Below are 255 nucleotides of genomic sequence, written 5' to 3' on the forward strand. Positions count from 1 at the left end.
GCACACCCACTTCACCGCAGAAGTCTACGTACTGAGCAAGGACGAAGGCGGCCGCCACACCCCCTTCTTCAACAACTACCGCCCGCAGTTCTACTTCCGCACCACCGACGTCACCGGCGCCATCGAATTGCCGGCCGACAAGGAAATGGTCATGCCCGGCGACAACGTGTCGATCACCGTCAAGCTGATCGCCCCCATCGCCATGGAAGAAGGCCTGCGCTTCGCCATCCGTGAAGGCGGCCGTACCGTCGGCGC

The 255-nt window shown here is 63.1% G+C and carries 1 pseudogene; it reads left to right on the forward strand.

Going from position 1 to position 255, the window contains the following annotated elements:
* Positions 1-255: pseudogene (locus JHD63_RS23630) on the forward strand (hypothetical protein); the annotation flags it as partial.

Origin of the sequence: Xylophilus sp. ASV27 (assembly GCF_016428875.1) — a bacterium.
In the GTDB taxonomy this organism is placed as follows: Bacteria; Pseudomonadota; Gammaproteobacteria; order Burkholderiales; family Burkholderiaceae_C; genus Xylophilus.